The organism is Nakamurella deserti (genome assembly GCF_003260015.1).
GTDB classification, from domain to species: domain Bacteria; phylum Actinomycetota; class Actinomycetes; order Mycobacteriales; family Nakamurellaceae; genus Nakamurella; species Nakamurella deserti.
This window is the reverse complement of record NZ_QCXS01000002.1, coordinates 1,515,259-1,539,942: the sequence shown is the minus strand read 5'-3', so window position 1 is coordinate 1,539,942 and position 24,684 is coordinate 1,515,259. Positions and strand designations below refer to the sequence as shown.

At 73.6% G+C, this 24,684-nt stretch carries 21 protein-coding genes and 1 pseudogene; 11 read left to right on the top strand and 11 right to left on the bottom strand.

Annotated elements, in window-relative coordinates:
- Positions 1 to 82: 82 nt before the first annotated feature.
- The gene (locus DB033_RS06990; RefSeq protein WP_111766044.1) at positions 83 to 2,035 is read right to left on the bottom strand and encodes a primary-amine oxidase; all 1,953 of its coding nucleotides are present in this window, start codon (positions 2,033 to 2,035) and stop codon (positions 83 to 85) included.
- A gap of 92 nt (positions 2,036 to 2,127) precedes the next feature.
- On the opposite strand from DB033_RS06990, the gene DB033_RS21385 reads away from it, so the two are divergent.
- The 6 genes from DB033_RS21385 (at position 2,128) to DB033_RS06950 (ending at position 10,816) form a co-directional block, all read left to right on the top strand.
- The gene (locus tag DB033_RS21385) at positions 2,128 to 3,624 is read left to right on the top strand and encodes a vWA domain-containing protein (protein ID WP_240615774.1); all 1,497 of its coding nucleotides are present in this window, start codon (positions 2,128 to 2,130) and stop codon (positions 3,622 to 3,624) included.
- A 39-nt stretch (positions 3,625 to 3,663) separates the two neighbouring features.
- Positions 3,664 to 4,875, top strand: a complete 1,212-nt coding sequence (locus tag DB033_RS06975; protein ID WP_111766043.1) for an NAD(P)/FAD-dependent oxidoreductase — start codon at positions 3,664 to 3,666, stop codon at positions 4,873 to 4,875.
- Positions 4,876 to 5,026: 151 nt separating this feature from the next.
- The gene (locus tag DB033_RS06970; protein WP_111766042.1) at positions 5,027 to 6,472 is read left to right on the top strand and encodes an FAD-binding oxidoreductase; all 1,446 of its coding nucleotides are present in this window, start codon (positions 5,027 to 5,029) and stop codon (positions 6,470 to 6,472) included.
- A gap of 161 nt (positions 6,473 to 6,633) precedes the next feature.
- Complete coding sequence (locus DB033_RS06965) at positions 6,634 to 8,013, top strand: D-arabinono-1,4-lactone oxidase (RefSeq protein WP_111766041.1); 1,380 nt, start codon at positions 6,634 to 6,636, stop codon at positions 8,011 to 8,013.
- 15 nt (positions 8,014 to 8,028) lie between these two features.
- Positions 8,029 to 8,880: a glycosyltransferase family 8 protein gene (locus DB033_RS06960; RefSeq protein WP_111766040.1), complete on the top strand. Its 852-nt coding sequence runs from the start codon at positions 8,029 to 8,031 to the stop codon at positions 8,878 to 8,880.
- Positions 8,881 to 9,421: 541 nt separating this feature from the next.
- The gene (locus tag DB033_RS06950; protein ID WP_205843697.1) at positions 9,422 to 10,816 is read left to right on the top strand and encodes an alkaline phosphatase; all 1,395 of its coding nucleotides are present in this window, start codon (positions 9,422 to 9,424) and stop codon (positions 10,814 to 10,816) included.
- A gap of 75 nt (positions 10,817 to 10,891) precedes the next feature.
- On the opposite strand, the gene DB033_RS06945 is transcribed toward DB033_RS06950, so the two are convergent.
- Positions 10,892 to 12,382, bottom strand: coding sequence for a fused MFS/spermidine synthase (locus DB033_RS06945; protein ID WP_111767304.1), 1,491 nt, complete (start codon positions 12,380 to 12,382; stop codon positions 10,892 to 10,894).
- 218 nt (positions 12,383 to 12,600) lie between these two features.
- On the opposite strand from DB033_RS06945, the gene DB033_RS06940 reads away from it, so the two are divergent.
- On the top strand, positions 12,601 to 12,843 hold the full coding sequence (locus tag DB033_RS06940; protein ID WP_111766038.1) for an acyl carrier protein: 243 nt from the start codon (positions 12,601 to 12,603) through the stop codon (positions 12,841 to 12,843).
- A 118-nt stretch (positions 12,844 to 12,961) separates the two neighbouring features.
- Here DB033_RS06940 and DB033_RS06935 read toward each other — a convergent pair whose 3' ends face one another.
- The 3 genes from DB033_RS06935 to DB033_RS06920 all read right to left on the bottom strand — a co-directional run bounded on the left by DB033_RS06935 (position 12,962) and on the right by DB033_RS06920 (position 16,328).
- The gene (locus tag DB033_RS06935) at positions 12,962 to 13,750 is read right to left on the bottom strand and encodes a TSUP family transporter (RefSeq protein WP_111766037.1); all 789 of its coding nucleotides are present in this window, start codon (positions 13,748 to 13,750) and stop codon (positions 12,962 to 12,964) included.
- A 602-nt stretch (positions 13,751 to 14,352) separates the two neighbouring features.
- Positions 14,353 to 15,498, bottom strand: coding sequence for a Gfo/Idh/MocA family protein (locus DB033_RS06925; RefSeq protein WP_111766035.1), 1,146 nt, complete (start codon positions 15,496 to 15,498; stop codon positions 14,353 to 14,355).
- Positions 15,495 to 16,328: a sugar phosphate isomerase/epimerase family protein gene (locus DB033_RS06920; RefSeq protein ID WP_111766034.1), complete on the bottom strand. Its 834-nt coding sequence runs from the start codon at positions 16,326 to 16,328 to the stop codon at positions 15,495 to 15,497. Before DB033_RS06920 ends, DB033_RS06925 begins: the two co-directional genes overlap by 4 nt.
- Before the next feature lie 634 nt (positions 16,329 to 16,962).
- On the opposite strand from DB033_RS06920, the gene DB033_RS20900 reads away from it, so the two are divergent.
- Both DB033_RS20900 and DB033_RS06915 read left to right on the top strand, forming a co-directional pair.
- A complete protein-coding gene (locus DB033_RS20900) occupies positions 16,963 to 17,124 on the top strand; it encodes a hypothetical protein (protein ID WP_170315487.1) in 162 nt (53 codons plus the stop codon).
- 214 nt (positions 17,125 to 17,338) lie between these two features.
- The gene (locus DB033_RS06915; protein WP_111766033.1) at positions 17,339 to 18,088 is read left to right on the top strand and encodes a GAF and ANTAR domain-containing protein; all 750 of its coding nucleotides are present in this window, start codon (positions 17,339 to 17,341) and stop codon (positions 18,086 to 18,088) included.
- Positions 18,089 to 18,199: 111 nt separating this feature from the next.
- Here DB033_RS06915 and DB033_RS06910 read toward each other — a convergent pair whose 3' ends face one another.
- Positions 18,200 to 18,913 (bottom strand): GAF domain-containing protein, encoded by a 714-nt coding sequence (locus tag DB033_RS06910; protein ID WP_111766032.1) that lies wholly within the window; start codon positions 18,911 to 18,913, stop codon positions 18,200 to 18,202.
- 291 nt (positions 18,914 to 19,204) lie between these two features.
- Between DB033_RS06910 and DB033_RS21790 the strand changes: the two are divergent.
- Positions 19,205 to 19,705, top strand: a pseudogene (locus DB033_RS21790) (GAF domain-containing protein); the annotation flags it as partial.
- Positions 19,706 to 20,031: 326 nt separating this feature from the next.
- Here the strand turns inward: DB033_RS21790 and DB033_RS06900 are convergent.
- The gene (locus DB033_RS06900; RefSeq protein ID WP_111766030.1) at positions 20,032 to 20,487 is read right to left on the bottom strand and encodes an RrF2 family transcriptional regulator; all 456 of its coding nucleotides are present in this window, start codon (positions 20,485 to 20,487) and stop codon (positions 20,032 to 20,034) included.
- 182 nt (positions 20,488 to 20,669) lie between these two features.
- Positions 20,670 to 20,930 (bottom strand): hypothetical protein, encoded by a 261-nt coding sequence (locus tag DB033_RS06895; RefSeq protein WP_111766029.1) that lies wholly within the window; start codon positions 20,928 to 20,930, stop codon positions 20,670 to 20,672.
- A gap of 105 nt (positions 20,931 to 21,035) precedes the next feature.
- Between DB033_RS06895 and DB033_RS06890 the strand changes: the two genes are divergently transcribed.
- Positions 21,036 to 21,836 (top strand): esterase/lipase family protein, encoded by an 801-nt coding sequence (locus tag DB033_RS06890; RefSeq protein WP_111766028.1) that lies wholly within the window; start codon positions 21,036 to 21,038, stop codon positions 21,834 to 21,836.
- A gap of 7 nt (positions 21,837 to 21,843) precedes the next feature.
- Here the strand turns inward: DB033_RS06890 and DB033_RS06885 are convergent, their stop codons facing one another.
- From DB033_RS06885 to DB033_RS06875, 3 genes are read right to left on the bottom strand one after another with little or no spacing between them, the layout of a single operon-like run.
- Entirely contained in the window at positions 21,844 to 22,653 is an 810-nt protein-coding gene (locus DB033_RS06885; RefSeq protein ID WP_111766027.1) for an ABC transporter permease, read from the bottom strand.
- Positions 22,650 to 23,567: an ABC transporter ATP-binding protein gene (locus DB033_RS06880; RefSeq protein WP_111766026.1), complete on the bottom strand. Its 918-nt coding sequence runs from the start codon at positions 23,565 to 23,567 to the stop codon at positions 22,650 to 22,652. The genes DB033_RS06885 and DB033_RS06880 overlap by 4 nt, the downstream gene beginning before the upstream one ends.
- The gene (locus tag DB033_RS06875) at positions 23,564 to 24,670 is read right to left on the bottom strand and encodes a LolA-like protein (protein WP_111767303.1); all 1,107 of its coding nucleotides are present in this window, start codon (positions 24,668 to 24,670) and stop codon (positions 23,564 to 23,566) included. The genes DB033_RS06880 and DB033_RS06875 overlap by 4 nt, the downstream gene beginning before the upstream one ends.
- Positions 24,671 to 24,684: the final 14 nt, after the last annotated feature.

Sequence of the window (24,684 nt, the reverse complement as noted above, 5' to 3'; positions counted from 1 at the left end):
GGCGGCGGGTGGCCGGCGCCGCTCGCCGGCCGCCCGGCCCGCACCGACCGGGCCACCCGCCCGGTCGGGTCCCACCCGGTGATCAGTGGCAGTGGGTCCCCGGCACCCCACCGTCGACCGGCACCCCGCTGGCTCCGTGTCCCGGGGACGGGGCCACGTCCAGCGATGGGTTGCGGTCGAAGAAGCCGAACGGTTTCAGCCAGAACGACACGGTGTCGGCGGGCATCACCGGCCAGTCCTCGGGCCGGGTCAGGTGGTGGATGCCGAAGACGTACCAGAGCACCACGTCGGTGCCGACGAGATCCTCGGCGTCGGCCGTCCAGCGGGTCATCCCGTCGTCGATCTCGCTCTGGGTCGGGTAGGCCCCGGCCGGCCAGCGCTCGTCGTCGTGGTGGCGGGTGACCCACAGGTTGTGCCCGATGACCGGCGCCCGCAGGTACTGCGGCACGCTCGGGTCCATCATCGACGGGAAGCAGCCGGTCGGCACCAGCTTGTAGGCGGTCGGGGTGCCGAGACCGTTGCGACGCTCGGTGTTCTGCACCTTCCAGCTGCGCTGGGTCGCCCAGTTGTAGTCGCGGCCGGCCATCGACTCGTCGGCGATGGTGGTCGCCGTGGTGACGAGATCCAGCCCGTGCGGGTTGCCCGGACCCACCGGGGCCCCCGCCGAGTCGATCTCGAGCACCTCGTTGGCCTGGCCGTCGATGTCGAGGTCGAGGCGCGCGACGAGGAAGTGCTGGTGGAACGGCGCGTAGGTGCGCCGGTCCACCAGGGTGCCGGTGGCCGGTGTCGGTGCACCCTCGGCCAGCGGGGTGGTCACCATGATGCCGGTGGCCCGCACCTCGCACTCGATGCTGCCGTCCTGGTGGAAGCGCCAGTAGACGAGGTACTCGTAGTTGGCCACCGTCGCGTGGATGGAGACCACGAGCCGGCGCATCCGGCGGACCTCCGCGCCCGCGTACGGGTCGACGTGCTTCCACAGGACGGCGTTGTCCTCCTCGTGGATGCACACGGCGTTCTCGATCACCGACGGCTCACCCCGGCTGTCGGCGAGAACGGCGTCGAGGTAGCGGATCTCGCCGAGGCAGTCACATCCCAGGGTGAGCGACGTGGTCATGCTGCCCAGGCCCCACTCGCCGATGTCGTAGGCGGTCCGGCGGTAGTGGTCGAACGAGCTGTCCCGGTAGGGGACGATCATCTCCGCGAACGACATACGGTGTGCCACCGGCCGTGTCACGTCCCCGTCGGTCCAGCCGACCTGGTGCAGCACGAGGCCCTCGCGGTCGTTGAAACCGATCCGCAGCGACCAGTTCTGCCAGCGCAGCTCGTTGCCGTCGAGGGTGAACGAGACGCCCTCGGGCTGGGTGATCTCCAGCGGCTTCAGGTCGGTGCGCAGCTGCTGCCCGGGCACCAGCGCGGGCACGTACTCGCCCATCACCGGGGCGGGTGGCGCCGCCGGTACCGGGTCGACGTCGAGTTCCAGGAGCTCCATGGTGTTCATGTCGACGACGAGCTTGAGCCCCGACAGCGGTCCCGCGTACGGGTTCGCGCCCACCGCGGTACGCACCCAGATGTCGGCCCAGCCCAGCCGGCGGTCGCGGTGGCGCTCCGGCATCAGCGCCCGGCCGTAGGTCCAGACGTCGATGACGACGAGGTCCAGGTCGGTGACGCCGCGCTCGGCCAGCGCGGCGACCACCCGCGGGTCGGCCTTCATCGCCGTCTCGCACTCGTGCCACTCGTCGACCGTGAAGTTCGGTGTCACCCCGGGGACGTGCGTGAACGAGACGACCTCGTCGGTGTCGGCGCCGAGCTCCACCAGGGCCTCGTACGCCCGGTTGTCCGTGCGGTCCCACACGACGGCGGCCGCCCGGCGGGGGAGCGCCGCACCGGGCGCCCAGGCGAGCAGGTCGGCCTTCGCCGGCTCGGCCAACGTCAGCGAGGCGTACCGGTAGGTGGGTCCGACCCCGGCGTCCCGGCCGAGCGTGGCGGCGGTGCGGCGGATCTCGTCGGGTGCGAGCGGGTCCAGCGGGTGCGGCATCAGAGTCTCTCCCTCGGTGGAGCTCCATCATGGCCGACCCGCGTTGTCCGGACCGCCTGTCCCCGGGGCGTCGCCCGTGCCATGGTGGACCCATGCCTGATCTGACGCGTGGTGCGAACGCGCCGCTCACCTCGACCGGTCTCGACATCTCCGTGGCCGGTGCCCGACAGGGCACCGTGGACCTGATGGTCTTCCAGCTGGGCGCCGACCGGAAGGTCCGCAGCGACGACGACTTCGTGTTCTTCAACCAACCGGCCTCGCCCGAGGGCGCGGTCCGGCTGGCCGCCGGGGACCGGGTCACCGTCGACCTCACCCGGGTGCCGGCCGCGATCGAGACCCTGGCGGTGGCGGTGGCGCTGGACGACGCGGTGACCGGGTCGCTGGCCACCATCGACGGTCTGGCGGTCACCGTGACGGGCGGGTCCGACGAGCAGCGCGCCGCCGCCGCCGGGTTCACCACCGAGCGGGCCGCGGTCCTGGTCGAGGTGTACCGCCGGGCCGGTGCCTGGAAGCTGCGCAACATCTCGGCCGGCTGGGCCCAGGGGCTGGCCGCGCTGGCCCGGGAGCACGGCGTCAGCGTCGACGACGCCCCGGCACCCGCCCCCGCTCCGCAGGCCGCGCCGACCCCACCGCCCCCGCCGCCGGCGGCACCCGTCCCGGACGACCCGTGGCGCACGGCCGGCTCGCTGCCGACCTCCACCAGCGTGGTGCCGCCCGCCCCGGGCCAGTGGCCCACGCCGGCACCGGACCCGCTGTCGCCGCCGCCCTACCAGGCGCCGGTCGGCGGCGGTGGTGCGGGCGGTGGGCCGGCTCCGACACCGGTCACCGCGTCGCCGGCGGCGGTTCCCGCGGACGCCGCCGGCCCCCGCTCGGTTCCCGGCGAGCAGCGGCTCTCGATGGAGAAGCGGCAGAAGCTGGACCTGCGCAAGCGCGAGGTGCACAAGGTCCTGCTCACCAAGGGCGCGGCGCAGGAGCGTGCCCGGATCGTGCTGGTGCTGGACAAGACCGGCTCGATGTACGACGAGTACCAGGCCGGCATCGTGCACCGTGTGGTGGAGCGGATGGTCCCGGTCGCCACCCAGCTCGACGACGACGGCTCCCTCGAGTGCTACCTCTACGCCGTCGACTTCGCGAAACTGCCGGATCTTCGCGTCGAGGACCTCGAGCGCTGGATGGCGGAGTTCATCCACATCGACGGGGTGCACGGCGGTATCGACTACCGGCGCATCGGCGGCTACAACGACGAGATCCCCATCATGGACGAGATCATCGGCAGCCTGGCGGGTCAGACCCTCCCGACGCTGGTGCTGTTCTTCACCGACGGCGGCTTCAGCAAGAAGCGCGAGATCACCAAGCTCATGCAGCGGGCCTCGAACCTGCCGGCGTTCTGGCAGTTCGTCGGTATCGGCCGCAACAACTTCGGGGTGCTGACCAAGCTGGACGAGATGACCGGCCGGGTCGTGGACAACGTCGGTTTCTTCGCCGTCACCGACATCGACCGCATCGACGACGCGGAGCTGTACCGGCGCCTGCTGTCGGAGTTCCCGGACTGGTTGCGGGCCGCCCGGTCGGCGGGCGTGCTGCGCTGAGGGCGCTTGACGGGGGACCGATTCGGGAAGGTCTCGGTCATGACCACACCCGTTGACCCTACGGTTCCCAGCGACACCCACACCGACTCCGCCGCCCTGATCGTGATCGGCGGCGGGCCGGCCGGCCGTTCCGCGGCGGCGGCGTACCGCGAGGCGGGCGGCGCCGGCCGCGTCGTCCTCATCACCGCCGAGGACACCCCGCCCTACCGGCGCCCACCCCTGTCCAAGGGGTTCCTGAGCGGCGAGGTGGGCGAGGAGGAGATGCCGCAGCGCCCGGCCACCGACTACGACGACCAGGACATCGAGCTGTGGCTGTCCGAGCCGGTGTCCGGACTCGACACCGACGCCCGCCGGGTCACCACCGCCTCGGGCCGCGAGATCACTTACGACGCGGTCGTCCTCGCGACCGGATGCGCCGCGGCCGTGCTGCCCGTCGACGGGGGAGACCACCCCGCGGTGGCCACGCTGCGCTCCCTGGACGACGGGCGCTTCCTGCGCACCGCGGCCGGCAGTGCCCGACGGGCCGTCGTCATCGGGTCGGGGTTCATCGGCTGCGAGGCGGCGGCGACGCTGGCCCGCCGTGGCGTCGACGTCACCATGGTGACGTCGGAGGAGCTGCCCCAGCTCCAGCGGCTGGGCCGGGACGTGGCCGAGCGGATCGCCGGCTGGCTGACCACCGCTGGAGTGGCCGTCGTGTCGTCGGCACCGGTCCGCCGCATCGATCCCGACGGCGCCGTCGTGACCGACGACGGCAGCCACCGGGGCGATCTCGTTCTCGCCGCGCTCGGCGTCACCCCGAACAGCGCCCTGGCCGGAGCGGCCGGGCTGGAGCTGTCCGACGACGGCCGGATCCTCGTCGACGCCTCCATGGCCACCGCGGTACCCGGGGTGTTCGCGGCCGGTGACGTGGTGATGGCCGAGAACGCCACCGCCGGTCGCCGGCTCCGGGTCGAGCACTGGGGTGAGGCCGACCGGATGGGCACCATCGCCGGTCGATCGGCCGCCGGTGTCGCCGACCGCTGGACCGACGTCCCCGGGTTCTGGTCGACCATCGGTGACCGCTCGCTGCAGTACAAGTCCTGGGGTGACGGCTACGACGCGGTCGAGGTCGTCGACCACGGCGACGGGGCCTTCACCGCCTGGTACTCCGCCGACGGTGTCGCCGTCGGCGTGCTGACGCACGAGGCCGACGACGACTACGAGAAGGGCGCGGAACTCATCGCGGCCGGTTCGCCCGCGCCCACCGGCTGAACCTGCTCCGCGGGTCGGTCGGCCGCCTCCACCGGCTGCAGTCGGCTGCACGCCGCCGTCCGGCGGGGCCACGGCTGCGGACGGACTCGGCGCCGGCAGCCGGCCGCCCCCCGGGGCCACTGTCTCCGGTCGCGGTCGTGCAGCGGTGACAATGAGGGTCGGCACGAAGGAGGACGCGGACGTGGACGTGGTCGCGGCACTGCTGGCCACGCTGCCGCCCGGCAGCGTCGCCACGGACCCGGAGATCCTGGCCCGGTACGCCGGCGACCGGACCGGGCTGCGCGGTGCCGGCCCCGCCGCGGTGCTGGTCCGGCCCGCCGACGTCGCCGAGGTCCAGCAGACCCTGCGCATCGCGTCGGCCCACCGCACGCCGGTGGTCGTCCGCGGTGCCGGCACCGGCCTCAGCGGGGGCGCGATCGCCCCTCCGGGCGGCATCGTGCTGTCCACCGAGCGGTTGAACCGGATCCTCTCTCTGGAGCCGGCGGACGAGATCGCGGTGGTGCAACCGGGTGTCATCACCGCCGACCTGGACCGGGCGGCGGCTGCCGTCGGGCTCCGGTACGCCCCCGACCCGGCGAGCTACGCGATCTCCACCGTCGGCGGCAACATCGCCACCAACGCCGGCGGTCTGCGCTGCGTGAAGTACGGCGTCACCCGCGAGTCGGTGCTGGCGCTGGACGTGGTGCTCGCGGACGGCTCGCTGATCAGTACCGGACACCGCACGATCAAGGGTGTCACCGGGCTGGACCTGGTCGGGCTCCTCGTCGGCAGCGAGGGCACCCTGGGAGTGGTGGTGGGCGCGACCCTGCGGTTGCGGCCGCTGCCGGCGCGGACGGAGACGATGGTGGCGTTCACCACGTCGCTGGCCGCCGCCGGTGCCGCGGTCGAGGCCATCGTCCGGTCGCGGGTCCGGCCCAGCATGGTCGAGCTGATGGACGCGGGCACCATGGCCGACATCGACGCCCACCGCGGCACCGACCTGGGCACGCGGGGGCGGGCGATGCTGCTGGTGCAGACGGACGGTCACGGTGCCGACCGGGAGGCCGATGAACTGGTCGACGTCCTGGCGGCGGCGGGTGCCGCCGCTCGGCGGGTGCACGGCGCCGAGGCCGCCCGTCTCGTCGAACTGCGCCGGACGGGCCGCGGTCCCCAGCCCGACCGGTGGAAGGTGGGCGAGGACGTGGTCGTACCCCGGTCACGACTGGTCGAGATGATCCGCGCGGTCGAGGAGATCGGTTCCCGGCACGGGCTTCTCGTGGCCACACTGGCGCACGCGGGCGACGGCAACCTGCACCCCGCGCTCTCCGTGCCCAAGCAGCCGGGACAGACGCGGCCGCCCGCGGTGCTGGACGTGGCGGCCGACGAGCTGGTCCGTGCCGCGCTGGCGCTCGGTGGCACCATCAGCGGCGAGCACGGCGTCGGCGTGCTCAAGCGCCGGTGGCTGCGCGAGGAGCTGGGTGACACCCAGTTGGCGCTGCAGCGGGCCGTCAAGGCGGCCTTCGATCCGTGGGCCATCCTGGCCCCGGACTCGTTCCTGGCCCCCGATGACGGCGCCGGCCACTCGCTCGTGCACGTGCTGGAACGCCCGGGCGGCTGACGACCACCCGTTTACCGGGAGCGGGCACGTGGCGGATGCCACGGTCCGCCGCGTCCTTCGTCACACGCTGATCGGGCACCGTACCGGGCACAGTGGACGTCGATCGTCCGGTGGATCGTCCTCGCCGAAGGCGACGCCCCGGACCTGAGTGAGGAGTGTGGATGGTTCGGGAACAACTCGCCTATCCCCGCCGTGAGTCGGAGCGGACCGGAGCGGACGCGCGGCCGTTGAACTGGGCGCGCAACGCGACCCTGGGCGCGGCGGGGTCGATCGTGACGCCGGGCACCGAAGCGGAGCTGCGGAGCCTGCTCGCCGGCGGCACCGGCAAGGTGCGGATGATCGGCAGCCGGATGTCACCGGGTCGGATGCTGGACACCGCCGGCGACGACCACGTGCTCCTGGACGTCGGCCGACTCAGCGGGCTGGTCTCGATGAGCGACGAAACGGCCACCTTCGCCGGCGCCACCACGTTGGCCGAGGTCTACGAGACCCTGTCCGCCCAGGGGCGGATGCTGCCCTCCTCGCCGGGCGTCATCGCCGCCCAGACGCTGGCCGGCGCGATCAGCACCGGCACCCACGGCCAGGGACTGCAGCAGAGTTCGATCGCCGACGCGGCGGTGCGCTTCCGGCTGGTGCTCGCCGACGGGTCGGTGGCCGAGTTCGACCGCGGACACCCGTGGTTCGCCGCCGTCCAGCTCGGTCTCGGCACGCTCGGCGTCATCACCGAGGTCACCCTGCGCACCACGGACTCACCGGTCTACACCTGCCGCAAGGACGCCGTCGCCGCCGACACCCTCGGCGACGACCTGCTCCGCTGGAACCGGGACAACGACCTGGTCAAGGCATGGTGGTTCCCGCAGGAGAACCAGGTCCAGGTCTGGACCGCCCGGGAGGCGTCCGAGGCCGACGTCGCGCGGTACCGCGCCGGTGGACGCGCTCTCGTCGAGCACGCGACCGTCAACGACGCGATGAACGCCACCGTCGACCAGACGCTGCGACAGCTGCGGGACGACACCAACGTCGCCGCCGACGACAAGCCGTCCCGGACGGTCACCCGCTTCCGCGACTTCACCGACGTCACCGGCGACATCTACCAGGTCTTCTGCCGCGGCATCGCCACTCCCCAGATCAACGTCGAGATCGGCGTGCCGCTGGACCTCGCGGCCGGGGTCATCAAGCGCATCAAGGACTGGCACGACGTCACCCGACCGCGGATGCACTACCCGGTCATCCTGCGCTGCACTGGGCCCTCCGAGGCCTGGCTCAGCCCGTCCCACGGCCAGGACACCTGCTACTTCGGCTTCGTCGTCTACTACTCCGAGGACGGCACGCTGTCCGAGGAGGGCGAGAGCTTTCTGCGGGCGGTCGAGAAGGTGCTGGCGGCCGAAGGTGGACGTCCGCACTGGGGCAAGTACTTCGACGAGAGTCTCTACGACTGGCCGGCGCTGTATCCGCGCTGGGCGGAGTTCCGTCGGGTGCGGGACGCGCTCGACCCACACCACCGGTTCGCGAACGCGTTCACCGGCGCCCTGTTCGCCTGACCGGAGGAGACGACGATGAACGCCTGGGTCACGCTGCTCACGCAACCCGAGTACCTGGACGGCGTGCGCACGCTGCGCGCCTCCCTCGCCCGCACCCGAACGCCGCACCCTCTGGTGGTGATGGTCACCGACGCCATCGACACGACCGTCCGTCGGGTGCTGACCGACGACGGCTGCCTGCTGCGCGACGTGGCGCCGCTGCGGCCGGCGAGCGACCTGCAGGACAACTACGCCAACGCCCGCTTCGCCGAAGTCTGGACGAAGCTGGAGGTCTGGCGGTTCACGGAGTTCGAGCGGGTGGTCTTCCTCGATGCCGACATGCTCGTCGTCCGGCCGATGGACGAGCTGTTCACGCTGCCGCTCGCACCCGGCGCGATCGCGGCGTGCCACGCGTGCCGCTGCAACCCCGACCGGATCGCCAGCTACCCCGCCGACTGGACGCCGGCCCACTGCTTCTACACCCACTGCCGCGGGCTCGACCACACGCGCGAGCCCGGCGTCGTCGACGACTACCTCAACGGCGGGACCCTCGTCCTGACACCCGATCTCGCCGTCCACGGCGACATGGTGTCCAGGCTGGCCGCCCTGGAGGACCTCAGCCGGTACCCGTTCGCGGAGCAGGACTTCCTCAACGAGTACTACGAGAACCGCTGGGAGCCACTGCCCTACATCTACAACGCGCTGAAAACGCTGCCTTTTCAGCACCCCTCGATGTGGAACGAGCCGGATGTGAAGAACATCCACTTCATCATCGACAAGCCGTGGCAGCGGACGCCGGCGCCGGGCGACCGCTACCACGCGCTGCACCAGCTGTGGTGGGACGTGGCCCAACGCGCCGGCACGGCGCCCGTCACCGCCACCCGCTGACCCCGCGACGCCGCCGCCCCGCCGGTGCCCCCGTCGGTGGGTCCGGTCCGTCGGTGGCCGGGCGCCGCAGCCGTGCTCGGCGGGGCCGGGCACCGGCCGGGGTCGGCCGGACAGGACGGGGACGGTGGGTCTGCCGGCCGAGCGCCCGCGGGGGTGCGGCGGTGCCGCCGAACGCACCGGACCGATCGCGGCGGTGGGTGTGAACGGCTCCGGCCGTGGCGTGCTCCCGGTCGGCCGGGAGCGGCGGGTCGCGGTGACGGTCGCCGCCGGGACGCCGGTGCACCCACCGCGGCGGTTGCCTCTCGGCGGCCGCCGTAGCGACGTCCCTTTACCGACGTCGCGTACCGACGGCCCGTAGCGACGCCGCCGACTCCACGCCACGGACGTGGGTATCGCGGGGCCGTCTGCGATCGAGCGTGCGCGCCAGGTGCGGGGCGAGGTCCGGCGATTAGCTCGTCAGTGTTGCCGGGGTCCCACTCCTGTGTGAGCCTGTGCGCAGCGCGTCGCGCAACGGGGCCGGCGCCGGGGACGAGGAGGCGTGATGGTGCGCACCACGAGATGGTCGGTCCGGTTCGCGACGGGAACGGCGGCGGCGGTGGTGGCCATCGCCACCTCGACCGCGATGGTGGCGTCGTCGGCGCCCGCGGTGGGCAGTGCCGCGACGCCGGCGGGGGCCCCGGCCACCGACCCCGCCGCTCCGGACGGCGGCAGCGACGCGGACGGGCACGGCAACGGACACGGCCACGGACACGGCCACGGCGGCGGGTCGTACGACCACGGCTCCCGGGCCCGCAACGTCATCTTCATCCAGGGCGACGGGATGGGGATCGCCGCGCGCGAGCTCATCCGGCTCGCCACCGTCGGCCAGGACGGTGAGCTGGCGATGAACCAGATGGACGTCACGGGGCTGGTGCACACCGATTCCGCCGACCCCGAGGAGGCCGTCACCGACTCCGCGGCCGCCGCGACCGCGTACGCCACCGGCGTCCGCAGCTACAACGGTGCCATCGGGGTCGACGTCGACGGCAACAGCGTCCCGACGCTGCTCGAGCAGGCCCGCGACGCCGGCAAGGCCACGGGCCTGGTGACCACGTCGCAGGTCACCGACGCCACACCGGCCGCGTTCGGCTCCCACGTGCTCGACCGGTCCGACCAGAGCGAGATCGCCCGGCAGTACATCGAGGACACCAGACCCGACGTCATCCTCGGCGGCGGCGAGGACTTCTGGCTGCCGGCCGGCACCCCGGGTGACTGGCCCGACAACCCGGCGACCGATCCCACCGAGCAGAGCAAGGGCACGGCGGGCAACCTCGTCGAGCGGGCACAGGAACTGGGCTACACCTACGTCAGCGACGCCGACGGTCTCGCCGGAGCCGGCGCGGGACCGCTGCTCGGGTTGTTCGCCAACGAGGAGATGTTCGAGCACCGCAACGAGGGCGAGGGCGACCTCTACGAGCCGTCGGTGCCGCTGAAGACGATGGCGACCAAGGCGCTCGATGTGCTGTCCCAGGACGAGGACGGCTTCTTCCTGCTCATCGAGGAGGAGGGCATCGACGAGATGGAGCACCACGGCAACGCCACGCTGACCGTCAAGGCCGGTGCGGCACTGGACGACACCGTCGCGATGGCACTCGACTTCGCGGTCCGCACCCCGGGCACCCTGGTGCTGGTCATCGGCGACCACGAAGCCGGTGGGCTGGCCATCGAGTCGGTGGACGAGGAGGACGAGAACGGCACCGGCGATCAGGCCGAGGACACCATCCCGATCGCGAACTCCGACCTGTCGATGACCGTGGACTGGTCCACCGGGGGCCACACCGGCGCGGCGGTCCCGGTGACCGCCGAAGGCCCGGGAGCCGACCGGCTCGCCGGGTTCATCCGGAACACCGACGTGCACGACGCCATCCGGTACGCCCTGCGGCTGCCGAGGTCCTGAGCGGCCGCCGTACACCCGGGGTCCGGTGCTCTGCCGGGCCCCGGGGCGGGGGCCAGGTCCGGCCGGCCCCCGGGATCACCGCCCGATGAGCTGGTCGACCGGGGCGAAATCGTCGGTCAGCGGCTCCGCGCCGTCGATCCAGGTGTCCAGCTCCGCGCCGGTGAGCAGGACGTCGTCGTCGCCCCGGGACCGGTTCGCGGCGAGGATCGCGTTCCCGTCCAGCGGCCCGTCGGAGGCGATCAGGACGAGGTTGCCGCCGCCGTCACCGCCCAGCCGCGCCGCCGGGCCCATCACGGCGACGTGCTCGAAGGCCGCCTGCAGGGTGGCCGTCTCCGCCCGCGCGAAGCGCAACGCCGGTCCGTCGATGACGTTGACCAGGTAAAGCCCGTCCGGGCGGAGCACCCGGTCGACCTCGGCCATCCATTCGACGGTGGTCAGGTGCCACGGCACGGCCAGGCCGCCGAACGCGTCCCCCAGCACCACGTCGGCCGCGTCAGCGGGTTGCTCCCGCAGGCCCGTGCGGGCATCGCCGGTGCGCACCTGCATGTCGTCGGACAGCACGAGACCCAGTTGTCGCTGGGCGATCTCGACCAGCGTCGGGTCGAGCTCCAGGACCAGGCTGGTCGATCCCGGGTGGGTCGCCCCGAGGTAGCGGGGGAGGCTGAAGCCGCCGCCGCCCACGTGCACGGTGTCCAGGGCGGCACCGTCCGGGCCGGCCGCGTCGAGTGCGTCGGCGAACAGCTGTGCGTAGGAGAAGTCCAGTCGCGCCGGGTCGTCGGGGTGGATGCAGCTGTGGCGCAGGGTGTCCAGGTACAGCGTCAACCCGTCCGGGCACCCGGCCAGGTCGGGCACCACGCGGGCACAGAAGTAGGCCGATTCCCGCTCGCAGGGGTCCATCGCCGCGTTGAGCCGATCCACCCCGAGACCGGCGCCGGCGGTCAGGACTACCACGGAGGCCGCCAGCGTCGTCGGGAACGGCCGGGACCGTCGACGCCGCACTGACACCTCGACGACGACGCCCATCGCGAGTGCGACAACCGCGACGCCGATCAGGATGGGCGTCGTCGGCCATGCCGCCACCAGCACGAAGCCCGTGCCGAAGGTGCCGAGGATGGCTCCGACGGTGCCCAGTGCCGACAGCCGCCCGACGGTGCGGCCCGTCTCGGCCAGGTCGGCGAGCTGCATCTTCACGATCACCGGCGGCACGGCCGACAGCACCGCCGCCGGCAGGAAGAACGCCAGCCCGGCCAGCACGAGCACCGCCTCGGGTCCGGTACCCAGCGAGAGCTTCCCGACCAGCCGCACGATCGGCACGATGAGCAGCGAGAGAGCACCACCCAGCAGCAGGATCGGGCCGAGGAGCGTCTGCGGGTCCCGCCGGTCGGCCAGCCGGCCCCCGGACCAGGCGCCGAAGGCGATGGCGGCCAGGATGGTGCCGATGATCCCGGTGTAGGTCTCGAGCGTGACGCCCACGTACGGGGCCAGCAGGCGTGCGGCCAGGATCTCCATCACCAGCACCACGGCCGACGTGACGAAGACGAGGATGCCGGCACGGGTGGGTGTCATGCGGGCCAGTATGCCGAGCCGGCTGCGCCGATCCCGCCGGACGGGGCCCGTCGAGGCGACCGGCGACGCCGGTGCCGAATCGATCCAGTGCCGCGCCACGCCACCTCGGACCGCCGAGTCTGCCTGCGACGCAGGGGTTCCGGGCACTGCTGACGATGTCCCTCGGTATCCGACCAGTGGTGCCTCCAGTCACCCGACGAGTCCGTGGAGGACCCATCATGGCAACAGGTGAAACCGGTTTCGACGACGTCAGCTTCGATCTGATCTCGCTGCAGTACCACTCGCTCAAGGCGGGTCACGACTACGGCCAGTACGTCCGTGACGCGCGAAACGCCGGCCGCGAGGACATCGCGACCTTCTTCGAGTCCGTGATGCAGCAGGACTCCGAGCGGGCCGCCCGGTGCCACGAGTTCCTGCGGGAGCTCTCCGGCAGCGACGCGTCCGGACCCGCGCTGTCCTGAGGTACGGCCCGGTGCCCCGGCGCCCGCCGGCGGCGGGGCACCGGTCGACCCGTCGGTCGGTCCGTCGGTCGGCCCGCCGGCGACCCGCCCGGCTCGGTCGACGTCCCGGCGGGTCCACTCACCCGGAGTCGACCAGGTTCCAGCCGAGTCGCAGGATGAGGACCCCGACGACGACGACGAACACGATCCGGACGAAGGCGCTTCCCCGCGCGATCGCCATCCGGGCCCCCAGATAGGCCCCGAGCAGGTTGGCCACACCGACGGCGAGTCCGATGCCCCAGAGCACCGCCCCGTGCGGCACGAAGAACACCAGCGCGCCCAGGTTGGTGGCGACGTTGACGATCTTGGCGATGGCGGAGGCCGGCAGGAAGGCGTATCCGAGGACGCTCACGCAGCAGATCACGAGGAACGTGCCGGTACCGGGCCCGAGCACACCGTCGTAGGCGCCGATCGCCGCTCCGATGCCCGCCGCCGCCACCAGGTGCCGGCGGCGGCCGGCCCAGCGCAGCGACGTCGACGTCCCGAGAGTCGGGCGCAGGAGGGTGAAGACCAGGACGCCGACCAGCACCACCAGGATGATCGGGGTGAAGGCGCCGGCCGGGATCCGGGACGCCAGCACCGCACCGCCGATGCCACCGGCCAGCGCCGCGCCCGCCATCGGCAGCGCCGTCCGCAGATCGGGCGCGACCCGGCGGTAGAACGTCACCGCGCTGACCGAGGTCCCCATGATCCCGGCCAGCTTGTTGGTGGCCAGTGCCTGCACGGGCGTCATCCCGGGGACCAGCAGGAGGGCGGGCAGCTGGATGAGCCCCCCGCCACCGACCACCGCGTCGATCCAACCGGCGGCCAGTCCGGCGAGCAGCAGCAGCGCAACGGTCCCGGCGTCCAGGGTGAGACCGCCGGTCATCGGGCGGCGCCGTCGGCACCGTCGGCTCGGGCGGCTCGGGCGGCTCGGGCTGCTCGGGCGGTCCGGGCGGCACGGTCGGCACGAGTCGGAGCCGGGGCGGAGACGGGGACGCGGGGACGCGTGGCGGGCTGCACGGCTCCACGGTGGCCGTTGCGGTGCGCTGCTGTCGAATCCGCCGTCGGCGCGGTCGGGGCGACCGCTGCGGAGGTCCCCGTCGACCGCGCCTCGTCACTCCGCGCCCGGCTGGTGCCGCGGCGGTCGGCGCGACCGCTGCGGAGGGTCCCCGTCGACCGCGCCTGGTCACTCCGCGCCGGGTTCGTGCCGCGGCGGTCGGCGCGACCGCTGCGGAGGGTCCCCGTCGACCGCGCCTGGTCACTCCGCGCCGGGTCCGTGCCGTGAGGGTCGGCGCGACGGCTGCGGAGGGGCCCCGTCGACCGCGCCTGGTCACTCCGCGCCGGGTCCGTGCCGTGACGGTCGTGGCGACGGCTGCGGAGGGGCCCCGTCGACCGCGCCTGGTCACTCCGCGCCGGGCTCGTGCCGCGACGGTCGGCGCGACCGGTGTCGGTGTCCCCTCCGGCCGCGGCGGACCGGACGGGTGCCGCTCAGAGGGTGGCGGCGAACGGATCGAGATCGTCGGCGACGAGCGGCACCGGTGGCACGGTGCTGCGGACCCGGACCGTCTCCCCGCCGGTCATCGCCTCGTCGATGCTGACCAGGGTGTCCAGGACGTGGTAACCGAGTTCACCCGAGGCGAGCGGCTGCCGGCCGGAGCGGATGCAGCGGGCCAGATCGAGCACGCCCACCCCCCGGCCGGCCAGCACACCGGTGACCGGGACGTGCCGCCACTCCGGGTCCTCGCCCGCCGCCGCGGCCTCCGGGATCCGGGTGACCAGCACGTCCCCGGTGAAGGCGTTGGGGTCGGGGATGACCAGAGTGCCCTCGGTGCCCGCGATCTCGACCACTCCGGTGCGGGCCAGCGGTGACTGGAAGCTGAACACGCTCTGGCTCACCCCGCCACCTTCGAACCGGGCCAGCGCCGAGACGTGCGTCGGCACCTCGACCGGGAACTCCGTGCCCGCCCGGTCGCCGACCTGGACGGTGCGGGTGGTGCGGCTCCGTGATCCGAAGGCGGCGACGGTGTCGACCGGGCCGAACACGTGGATCAGCGTGGTGACGTAGTACGGCCCCATGTCGAACAGCGGGCCGGCGCCCCGGCGGAAGAGGAACTCGGGGTCCGGATGGAAGGTGTCCGGGCCGATGTACTGCATGACGGTCTGCGCCGTCAGCGGGGTCCCGATGTCACCCCGGGCGATGGCGCGGCGGGCGGTCTGCACGCCCGGCCCGAGCACGGTGTCGGGGGCGACGCCGTTGAGCAGGCCGGCGGCCTCGGCCTGGGCGAGCAGCGCCTGCCCGCTCGCGCGGTCCACGCTGATCGGCTTCTCGGTCCACACGTGCTTCCCCGCCGCCAGCGCCCGGGACGCCACCTCGGCGTGCACCGCCGGGACGGTCAGGTTCACGACCAGCTCGACCTCCGGGTGGGCCAGCACGTCGCGGGGTGAACCCGACTGCGCCACGCCGTGTTTCGCCGCCTGGGCCCGCGCCCGACGTTCGTCCAGATCACCCAGGATCACCACCCGGGTGTCGGGGAACGAGGTGAGGTTCTCCAGGTAGGTGTCGCTGATCATCCCGGTGCCGATGAATCCGACTCCGACGGGCCCGGAGCCGGTGCCCCGCCGTGGCGCGGTCATCGGAGTCCGTTCGCGCGCAGGAAATCGACGCTGGCCTGCACCCCGTCGAAGATGTCGCCGGGGTAGTGGTCGAACTCGATCACCCCGAAGGCGGTCGACGGCGCTGCGGCGAGCGCCGCCAGCAGCGGTATCTCGCCCCGGCCTGCGGGCCGCTGGTCCAGGGTGGTGGGGTCGAGCCGGGATGCCCCGGGTCGGAACGGGTTCGGCCCGGTGACGCCGTCCTTGAGGTGCAGCGCGGCGACCCGGTCCCCGAGCCGCTGCAGCAGCGCCGGCACGTCCTGGCCGCCGGTCGCCGCCCAGTACAGGTCGACCTCCAGGACGACGTCGTCGCCGAGCTCCCCGGCGAAGAACTCGTAGGCCGACACCCCCCGGATGTCGGACAGGAACTCCTGGGCGTGGTTGTGGTAGCCGACCCGCAGTCCGTGGTCGGCGGCGCGCCGGGCGGCGTCGTTGAGGCGCCGAGCGGTGTCGGCGACGGCATGCTCGGTCATCCAGCGGTCGGGGGCGACGAACGGATCGATGACGATCTGGAGCCCAACCGCCGTCGCCGCGCGGAACACCGTGTCCTGGTCGGGCGGGGCGGCCCGGCCGCCGGCCAGCGCCGGGTCGTCCAGACCGAGGCCCGCCGACAGCAGGGAGGCGTGACCGGTACGGGCCCGGAGACCACTCGCGACCAGTTCCTCCGCGAGCAGCGGTGCCCGGTCGACGAAGTCGAAGATCTCGACGTCGGCCAGCCCCATCCCGGCGAGCCGGGCGAGGGTCCCGTCGAGGTCGGCGGCGAGCGCCTCCCGGACGGTGTAGAGCTGGACGGACAGCGCAGGCGTGGCCACGTGGTTCCTTCCGCGTCGGGTGCCGGGCCGCACGGGAGCGACGTCGACGTCCGTCCAGGATGCGCGCAGGGCATCGGATCGCGCATCCCGACGGACGCGCGGCGGGGACCACGACGGTTCGAGGCGGCGGCGTCGACGAGCGGGGCGGCGACGTTCCGAGCGGCCCCGGCTTCCCGCACGTGCGGGCGCCGCCCCGCCGGTTGAGCGACCTCCGTGCCGCCGTCGACCGGATCGACGTCCCGGCGCCGACCGCGCACGGGACCGCCGACCCCATCCCGCCGATCGACACCACGGGCCGCGGTTCCTCGAGGCCGTTCCCGCGTCGGCTCACGTGGAGCCCGGCGGCGGCCCGCACAGCGTGGGGTGAACCGGCGCCGACGCGGTCGACGGGGTGCTGCAGCCGTTCGTTCCCGACCGAGATCCGACGAGCAGCAACGGGTGTCGCTGCCCGGCGGCGTCGCACCGCTGCCGCCCCGGCCGCCCGGTGCAACACCGGGTGCCGCCCACGGGGCCTTCGGCCGCCGCCCGCGAATGCGGTCGGCGGCTCGAGCCGAAGCCGGGGGATGCGTCACATCGCGCGTTCCTGCGGCCCGTCGTGCCGGGCCGTACACGAACGGGGAGTACGGTCCCCGCCATGGGAATCATCATCGGATTGATCGTGCTCTGGCTGCTCTTCACCGTGCTGGGCTTCGTCATCAAGGGGCTGGTCTGGCTCGCCGTCATCGGCATCGTGCTGCTGCTGGCCACCGTCGCCTACGGCGCGATCAAGGGGCTGTTCACCACGTCCCGGCGCTGACGGCCGTCGCGGTCCCGCACGCCCCTACCGGTGTGCGGGCGCCGCGGCATCGTCGGCGCTCGTCCGTACCGGACGATGCGGGTGACACCCGCTCACGCTTTTGGCCGCCGCCGACCGAGGTGGGATCCTGGGACGGCCGGCCGCACCGTGCTCCAACAGGGGGTGCCGCGACCGTCACCGGTGAGCCGTGCATGCCGCCGGGAGAAGGAGCTCCATGCCCGTCTCCGACGAGATCCGCGCGCCCGGGATATCGCTGCCGGCGGCCCTCCGGGAGCTCTCCGCGGTCCTGACGTCCACCGAGTCGTTCCACGAGCTCATCCAGCGCATCGCTGAGCTCGCGGCCCGGACCGTCCCCACCGCGTTGACCTGTGGCATCACCGTGGCGACCGACGGGCGGGTGGTCACGGTCGGCGCGGCCGACGCGCTGGCGGCCCAGCTGGACGAGCAGCAGTACCGACTCGAGGCGGGGCCGTGCCTGGAGGCGCTGTGGACCGGACGGGTCGTCGACGTACCCGACCTGTCCCGCGAGCAGCGTTGGGACGGCTATCCGGTCCAGGCGATGGCGCAGGGCATCTCGGCGGTCTACGCCTCGCCGCTGCGCGTCCGGGACGACACCGTCGGGGCGCTCAACCTCTACGCCGCGCGTCCGTACGCCTTCGACGACGACGACCAACGGGCGTCGATCCAACAGCTGGCCGATCTGACCACCGTGGCCATCACCGGATCGCTGCGCAACTACGGTGACGCGCGGCTGTCGGACCAGCTGCAGACCGCGCTGAACTCACGCGCCGTCATCGATCAGGCGATCGGCATCGTCATGGCCACCCGGCACTGCAGTGCCGAGGAGGCGTTCGCGACACTGCGGACCATCTCGCAGACCCGCAACGTCCGGCTCGCCGTGATCGCGGCCGGCCTGGTCGAGCGGACCGCCGGCGGGCCCGGAGGTGGCCGGCCGGCGCGGTGACCCGCCTGTCTCCCCGGGCGGGTCACGGGGTGCCGTCGCCGCGGTCCCCGACGACGCGCGGCGAGCTCCGGGCGTCCGTGAGGACGGGACCGCCGAGGTCCCGGCGGGCGATCAGTGCCGGGGACGGATCAACGTGGCGGTGTCCACCGTCCGGTCCATCACGCGCCGCGCGGCGTCGTCGACGGTGACGTCCACGGCGAGCGCGTACGCCCGCAGCAGGGCCAGTGCGTCGTGGGCGTCCACGCCCAGGTGGACCGCCATCATGCCGACGGCGACCATCACCCCGTTGCGCGATGTCAGGTGGGCCGTGTCCATCCACCGCGGCGGAGTGTCGGGGTCCGCGGCCGTCAGCAGGCCGGCGACCAGGGCGACGACCACACGTCCCTCGTCGAGGTCGAGCCCGACCAGCTCGTCGTCGGTGCGGAAGTAGAGATCGACGCTGCCCAACCGGGTGCCGCCCGCGCGCATCGGCACGGCCACCACCGCACGGTAGGGGGTCAAGGCGGTCAACCGGGCGTGGAACAGGGGCCACCGGGCGGCCAGCACCGACCGCGTGGCACACACGACGTCGCCGGTGGCGTGGGCGTCGACGCAGGGGCCGTCACCCGTGGTGAACTGCAGGCTCTCGCCCAGTCCGGCGAACCGGTCGCTGATGCTCACCGGCAGGTGGAACCCGTCGGGTGAGATCACGCAGACCGACGCCCCGGCCGCTCGCAGCACCTCCGCGCACGCCGACGACGCGCGTTCCGGCTCGCCGGCGCCGGAGTTCCCCGCGCGGTCACGGGCACCGGACAGCGCGACGGCGAATCGCGACGTGACGTCCATCAGCCTCCGTCCCCGGGTCCCCAGGACTGTCTACCCCCCGGATGCCCTCGGCAGCGGAACGACCGCCGTGGCGGACGGAGCGTCCGCCACGACCCGGGCGACCGGCCCCGGACGGCGCCGTGAGCCCCGTTCGGGTGGCACGACGATCGTCGGACGGTGACCCTGCACCGGCCTCCCGGCGGTGTAGCGTCCGGAGCGCAGCAGGTCATTCGAGCTGGTCGTCGCGGCGAGCGTCATCCCGCCCGCGCCGGTCCCGAGCACATCGTGTGCCGCCCGGACGGGAAAGGCGCCATGCCTGGGTCACCTTCCACCCCCCAGGGGCGGGACCGCGACGCCGGTGACGCGCACGCGTCCGGGATGTCGTCGGAGATCCTGGGCGCGCTGGCCGCGCATCCGGACCAGATGGCCCGGCTCATCGAGGTGCTGAGCCCGCGGGTCACCGATCAGCGGAGCCTGCTGCATCTCATGCACAGCGCTGCCGCGGAGGCGGTGCGGTTGCTTCCGGACACCGACTGGGCGGGCGTGACGGCGCAGTTCGACGGCACCCCCTTCACGGCCGCCCACACCGCGGACCGGGTCCTGGTCGTCGACGAGCAGCAGTACCGGCAGCGCGGTGGCCCGTGCCTGGAGTCGATGTCCACCGGCCGCAGGGTCCGGATGACGCTGGAACAGGTCCGCGGCCGGTGGCCGTGGCTGGCCGTCGCGGCCGAAGCCGCCGGCGTCCGGACGTTCATCGCCGAGCCGGTTCTCGCGCAGGGGGTGCCGACGGCCACCCTGAACATGTACGGCGCCCGCGCCGCGCCGATCGAGGCCGACGCCGACGTGCTCACCGTCCTCACCGAGTACCTCGGCCGCGGGATGCTGGACTACTGCCGACAGCATCCCGACGACACCCAGGGCGTGCGGCTGCGGCAGGCCGTCCACGGCCGCTCGGTGCTCGATCTGGCCTGTGGGTGCTCATGGCCCGGCACGACCTCCACCGGGAGGACGCCCTCGACCTGCTGCGGAGCCAGGCGCGCCGACGGGGGATCCCGCTGTGGCGGCACGCCGGGGACGTCGCCTCGTGGCCGGCCGGGGACCCCCCTGGCCCGTGAACGCCGGCCGGACGCCGGACACCGTCAGCGGATGTCCCAGGCTCCCGGCTGGGCCGCGAGGGCGGCGACGTGGGCGGGCAGATCGCCGGCCTGCACGTCGCGCAGGGTGACACCGTCGAGAACCTCTCGCAGTGCGGCCCGCGCGGCCACCCACACCTCGGTCAGGTGCTCGGCACACCCGTCGTAGACCAGTTCGTGCGGTCGCTGCCCGCGGACGCCGACGAGCGGGCCGTCGATGGCGCGGAGGATCTCGCCGAGCGTGATCTCGGCGGGTTCGCGGGCGAGCGCGAAGCCGCCGGAGTTGCCGCGCTGGCTGCGCACCAGGTCGTGGCGGCGCAGGGTGGTCATCACCGTCTCGAGGAACTTGTGCGGCAGACCGTGGGCGGCTGCGATGGTCTGGGCGCTGACCTGGGCCGGCCAGGCGGCGGCGAGGTGCAACATCGCGTGGACGGCGTAGTCCGAGCGTGCGGTGACGTGCATTGGTGAGCCCACAGTCCAGCCGTCGACACGGCGCCGAGTCGGTGCGGCCGACGTGCCGAGCGCGACCGCGCCCAGACTACCGCGACGCCACCCACGCGCCCGGGTCGGCGAGGACCGCCGCCGACCCGCACCGCCCAGACAGGGAGCATCACGTCGGGTCCGGTGCGCGGGCGGCCGGATCGTCAGCCGGTGCGGCGCAGCGGGGTCACCTCGTCGTCGGCCCACGCCGGGTCGGCGGCCGGATGTTCGACCAGGGCGACCACCCGGTTGGCCAGGAACCGGGCGGTGCGCACCGCCGTACCGCCGCGGGTCAGTTCGACCACCTCGACCAGGCCACGGCCGTGGCTCACCTCGACGCGGCGGCCCGCACGGGTCGCCACGACCTCGTAGTTCTTCGTGCCGCCGCCGGCGTCGACGACGATCTCCACCCGGTCACCCTTCACGGGTCCCTCCTCCGCTGTTGCTGTCATTGGGTGCAACGCCGCAGGTCAGAGGGGTATTCCGGGCCGAGGGAGGGACGTCGCCCGGCGCTCGTGGACAGTGGAGGGGTGTTCGCCGGTCTCGCCCCCGCCCGCCGCCGTCTCGTCGTGGCCCTCCTCGCCGTGTCGCTCGCCGCCGGGATCACGCTCGCCGTGGCCGCCGTCGTCGGCCACGACCGGGCCGCGCCGGCCGACCAGGCCGTCGCCGGGCCCGTGGTACTCGTGCCCGGGTACGGCGGTTCGGCCGCTTCCCTGCAGTCGCTGGCCGACGCCCTCCGGGCGGCCGGGCGGGACGCCACCGTCGTCGAACTGCCCGGCGACGGCACCGGGGATCTCGAGGTCGCGGCCGGGGTGCTGGGGGCGACGGTGCAGGCGGTCCGGGACCGCACGGGTGCCGCCACGGTCGACGTCGTCGGTTACTCGGCCGGCGGCGTGGTGGCCCGCGCCTGGATCGCCGGCGGCGGCGCCGGGGCGGCCCGGCGGGTGCTCACCCTGGGATCGCCGCACCACGGCACCACACTGGTCGAGCTCGCCGGCTCGGTGTCGGGCACCGCGTGCCCGGTGGCGTGCCGGCAACTCGCCCCCGGCAGCGACCTGATCCGCCGTCTCAACGCCGGTGACGAGACACCGGCGGGCCCCACCTGGGTGTCGATCTGGACCACCCAGGACACCACCGTCACCCCGCCGGAGTCCGCCCGACTGGACGGGGCCCTCAACCTCACGGTGCAGTCGGTGTGCGCCGACGCCGTGGTGGCCCACGGTGACCTGCCACGGGCACCCGTCGTGCAGGCGATGGTGGCCGCCGCACTCGCGGCCGGCGATCCACCGGCGCTGACGGCGACGGACTGCGCCCGGCTGCGGCGGGGCTGACGCCCCGTCAGCTCGTGATGTCCTTGGTGGTGAAGTTCGCCCAGGCCCCGGCCAGCAGGACCCCGACGTAGACCCCCTGCACTCCCAGTCCCCGGACGATGTCGCGCCACAGCACCGGCTCGCGGAAGAAGTCGACGAACGACAACCAGTAGCGGGTGGGCAGGTACGGGGCGATGGGGGAGGCGGCGTCGAGCGTGAGCAGCAGCGAGGACGCGACCAGGACGGCCAGCGCGCCGAGTGCCGCACCGAGCGGGGAGTCGGTGAAGGTCGAGAAGAACAGTGCGAACGCCGCGACGCCGCACATGGACACCGTCACGTAGCCGATCGCCATCAGCGTCCGCCAGGTCAGCTGTTCGGCGGTCAGCGACGTCCCCGACAGGGACGTGCCACCGATCGCGCGGGTGTCGAACAGGGTGGTCCCCAGGAAGTAGCCCACCGCGGCCACGGTGACCACGGTGACCAGGACGAACACCAGCACCGACAGCAGCTTCGCCACCAGCAGCCGGGTCCGGCCGGCCGGCCGGACCAGCAGGTAGCGCAGGGTGCCGGCCTGCGCCTCGCCGGCGATCGCGTCGGCCGCCACGACCGCGACGGCGATGGGCAGGAACAGTGGCAGCACGATGCCCAGCGCGGCCAGCGGGAACAGCGCGCCGTTGGTCAGCACCGCCGACAGGAACGCCGGCCCGGTTCCGGGACGGGGTGCCAGCCCGGTGACGGCCAGCAGCACGGCCACGACGACCGGCAGGGCGTTGAGCACCGCGATGGTCGCCCAGGTGCGGCGGCGGCGGAACAGCTTGCGGAGCTCGACCACGATCACGGTGCGTCCACCCGGTCGCTGCTCGCCCCGGCGGCGGCGAGCACGACCTGCTCGAGGGTCGGCCGGTCCAGCGCCAACCCGGTCACCGGGACGCCCGCCGCCACCAGCCGGGCGTTGACCTCCGCGGGATCGTCCCCGCGGACCACGAGCCGCCCGCCGTCGACGGCGGTGACCCTGCCGTCCATGACGGCGACGGCGCGGTCGGGCTCCGGGGTGACGACGACCGTGGCCCCGGTGGGTGCGGTGAGGAGGGCGAGCTGCTCCTGCAGGACGAGCCGCCCGCGGGCCAGCACCCCGACCCGCGACGCCAGCTGTTCGACCTCGGCGAGCAGATGGCTGGACAGGAAGACGGTGGTCCCGGTGCGGTGCAGCTCCTGCAGCAGCGCCCGGATCTCGGCGATGCCCTGCGGGTCGAGCCCGTTCGTCGGCTCGTCGAGCACGAGGAGCTCGGGACGCCGCAGCAGTGCGCCCGCCAGGCCGAGACGTTGCTTCATGCCCAGCGAGTAGGCGCGCACCGGTCGTCGCCCGACGGCGGCCAGCCCGACCTGGTCGAGTACCTCCTGGATGCGGCGGGCGCGGCCCCGCCGCGCGCTGCCGGGTCCGGAGGCGTCCAGCAGGGAGAGGTTCTCCCGTCCCGACAGATGGCCGTGGAAGGCGGGCCCCTCGACCAGGGCGCCGATCCGCGGCAGCACCCGGCGGCCCGCCCGGGGCATCCGTTCGCCGAGCAGTTCCACCTCGCCGCTCGTCGGCAGCACCAGTCCCAGCAGCATCCGGACCGTCGTGGTCTTGCCGGATCCGTTCGCGCCGAGGAAGCCGTAGACGTCACCGGCCCGGACGTCGAGGTCGATGCCGTCCACGGCCCGCAGGGCACCGAACCGTTTGGTCAGGCCGCGGGTGGCGATGACGGCCGTCACGGGGCGTCACGCAGACCGGGCAACGCCCGGGCGGCCTCGACGAGGGCGTCACCGGTGACCGTCCCGATGAGGGCGTAGGACGTCCGCCCCGACGTCCCCGCCAGCAGGATGCCCAATGGCCCGACCGCGAGCCGGGTGCCGTCGTCGTCCCGGACGGCGGTCGGATCGGCGGCTGCGGCGTCGCGCAGGTCGCGGGCGACCCGGCCGGGCAGTGGGACCACCGCCAGCAGGGTGACGCCCCGGCCGTACAGCGCGATGCCGGCGGGTGCACCCGCGAGGGAACGACGGGGCAGCCCCGCCAGGGTGTCCGGCAGGACGAATCCCGGTCGGTCGGCGGCGGCGTTGTTCAGCGCTCCCAGCGGATCGCTGCGCTCGCGGGAGGCGTCGATCGGCGGCGCGAACGCCGTCAGCGACCGGTCGGGAACGGCGAGATCGAGGTCGAGGAAGCGGGTGTCGAGGGCCGGCACGGCCGGGTCGGGCCCCCACACCTGAACGGCCAGGGGAAGTCCGGTGCTGCTGTCGATCCAGCAGTCGACCCGGGTGACGGCCGCGGCGATGTCGGCCGGGGTCAGCCGCAGACCCAGGGCGTCGCGGCCGGCGACACGGCGCGCCGGCAACCGCGACAGCTCGTCGGCACGCGCCTCGGACAGCAACCGGCGCGCCAGGCTGTGCGGCAACAGGTCCGTGGCCACCGGGAGGGCGAGCGGTTCAGCGTCGATGCGGGTGGCGCGGTCGGGTTCGTACTCCCAGCGCCAGCTGCCGGTGGCGTCGCGATGGAGGCCGGTCTCGCCGCCCGCGGTGACGACGTCGACGCGGTGGTCGGTGGGCCCACGCCACCACACCCGCATCGACGTGCGGTCACTGAACAGGTCGGCCACGGTGTCCAGCTGCTCGGTCTCGGGAAGCGCGAGCCCGCCGGAGGACTGGGCGTAGCCGGAGAACCCCACCCCGACGCTGCCGAGGGCGGCGGTGCGGAGTTCGACCGCGGTGCGGTCGTCGTCGGCCGCCGGGAGAGCGCCGATCACCGCGGGCAGCGCGGCCAGGACCGCGACCAGCCCGAGCACCAGAGCCCAGCGCCGAGCGGCACCGTTGCCTCGTGCCATGCCGACCACGGTAC

Excerpts from the sequence above, each read along its gene's own strand:
- DB033_RS06990 (WP_111766044.1), bottom strand. The coding sequence starts at position 2,035 with ATGCCGCACCCGCTGGACCCGCTCGCACCCGACGAGATCCGCCGCACC.
- DB033_RS21385 (WP_240615774.1), top strand. The coding sequence starts at position 2,128 with ATGCCTGATCTGACGCGTGGTGCGAACGCGCCGCTCACCTCGACCGGT.
- DB033_RS06975 (WP_111766043.1), top strand. The coding sequence starts at position 3,664 with ATGACCACACCCGTTGACCCTACGGTTCCCAGCGACACCCACACCGAC.
- DB033_RS06970 (WP_111766042.1), top strand. The coding sequence starts at position 5,027 with ATGAGGGTCGGCACGAAGGAGGACGCGGACGTGGACGTGGTCGCGGCA.
- DB033_RS06965 (WP_111766041.1), top strand. The coding sequence starts at position 6,634 with ATGGTTCGGGAACAACTCGCCTATCCCCGCCGTGAGTCGGAGCGGACC.
- DB033_RS06960 (WP_111766040.1), top strand. The coding sequence starts at position 8,029 with ATGAACGCCTGGGTCACGCTGCTCACGCAACCCGAGTACCTGGACGGC.
- DB033_RS06950 (WP_205843697.1), top strand. The coding sequence starts at position 9,422 with ATGGTGCGCACCACGAGATGGTCGGTCCGGTTCGCGACGGGAACGGCG.
- DB033_RS06945 (WP_111767304.1), bottom strand. The coding sequence starts at position 12,382 with ATGACACCCACCCGTGCCGGCATCCTCGTCTTCGTCACGTCGGCCGTG.
- DB033_RS06940 (WP_111766038.1), top strand. The coding sequence starts at position 12,601 with ATGGCAACAGGTGAAACCGGTTTCGACGACGTCAGCTTCGATCTGATC.
- DB033_RS06935 (WP_111766037.1), bottom strand. The coding sequence starts at position 13,750 with ATGACCGGCGGTCTCACCCTGGACGCCGGGACCGTTGCGCTGCTGCTG.
- DB033_RS06925 (WP_111766035.1), bottom strand. The coding sequence starts at position 15,498 with ATGACCGCGCCACGGCGGGGCACCGGCTCCGGGCCCGTCGGAGTCGGA.
- DB033_RS20900 (WP_170315487.1), top strand. The coding sequence starts at position 16,963 with ATGGGAATCATCATCGGATTGATCGTGCTCTGGCTGCTCTTCACCGTG.
- DB033_RS06915 (WP_111766033.1), top strand. The coding sequence starts at position 17,339 with ATGCCCGTCTCCGACGAGATCCGCGCGCCCGGGATATCGCTGCCGGCG.
- DB033_RS06910 (WP_111766032.1), bottom strand. The coding sequence starts at position 18,913 with ATGGACGTCACGTCGCGATTCGCCGTCGCGCTGTCCGGTGCCCGTGAC.
- DB033_RS06900 (WP_111766030.1), bottom strand. The coding sequence starts at position 20,487 with ATGCACGTCACCGCACGCTCGGACTACGCCGTCCACGCGATGTTGCAC.
- DB033_RS06875 (WP_111767303.1), bottom strand. The coding sequence starts at position 24,670 with ATGGCACGAGGCAACGGTGCCGCTCGGCGCTGGGCTCTGGTGCTCGGG.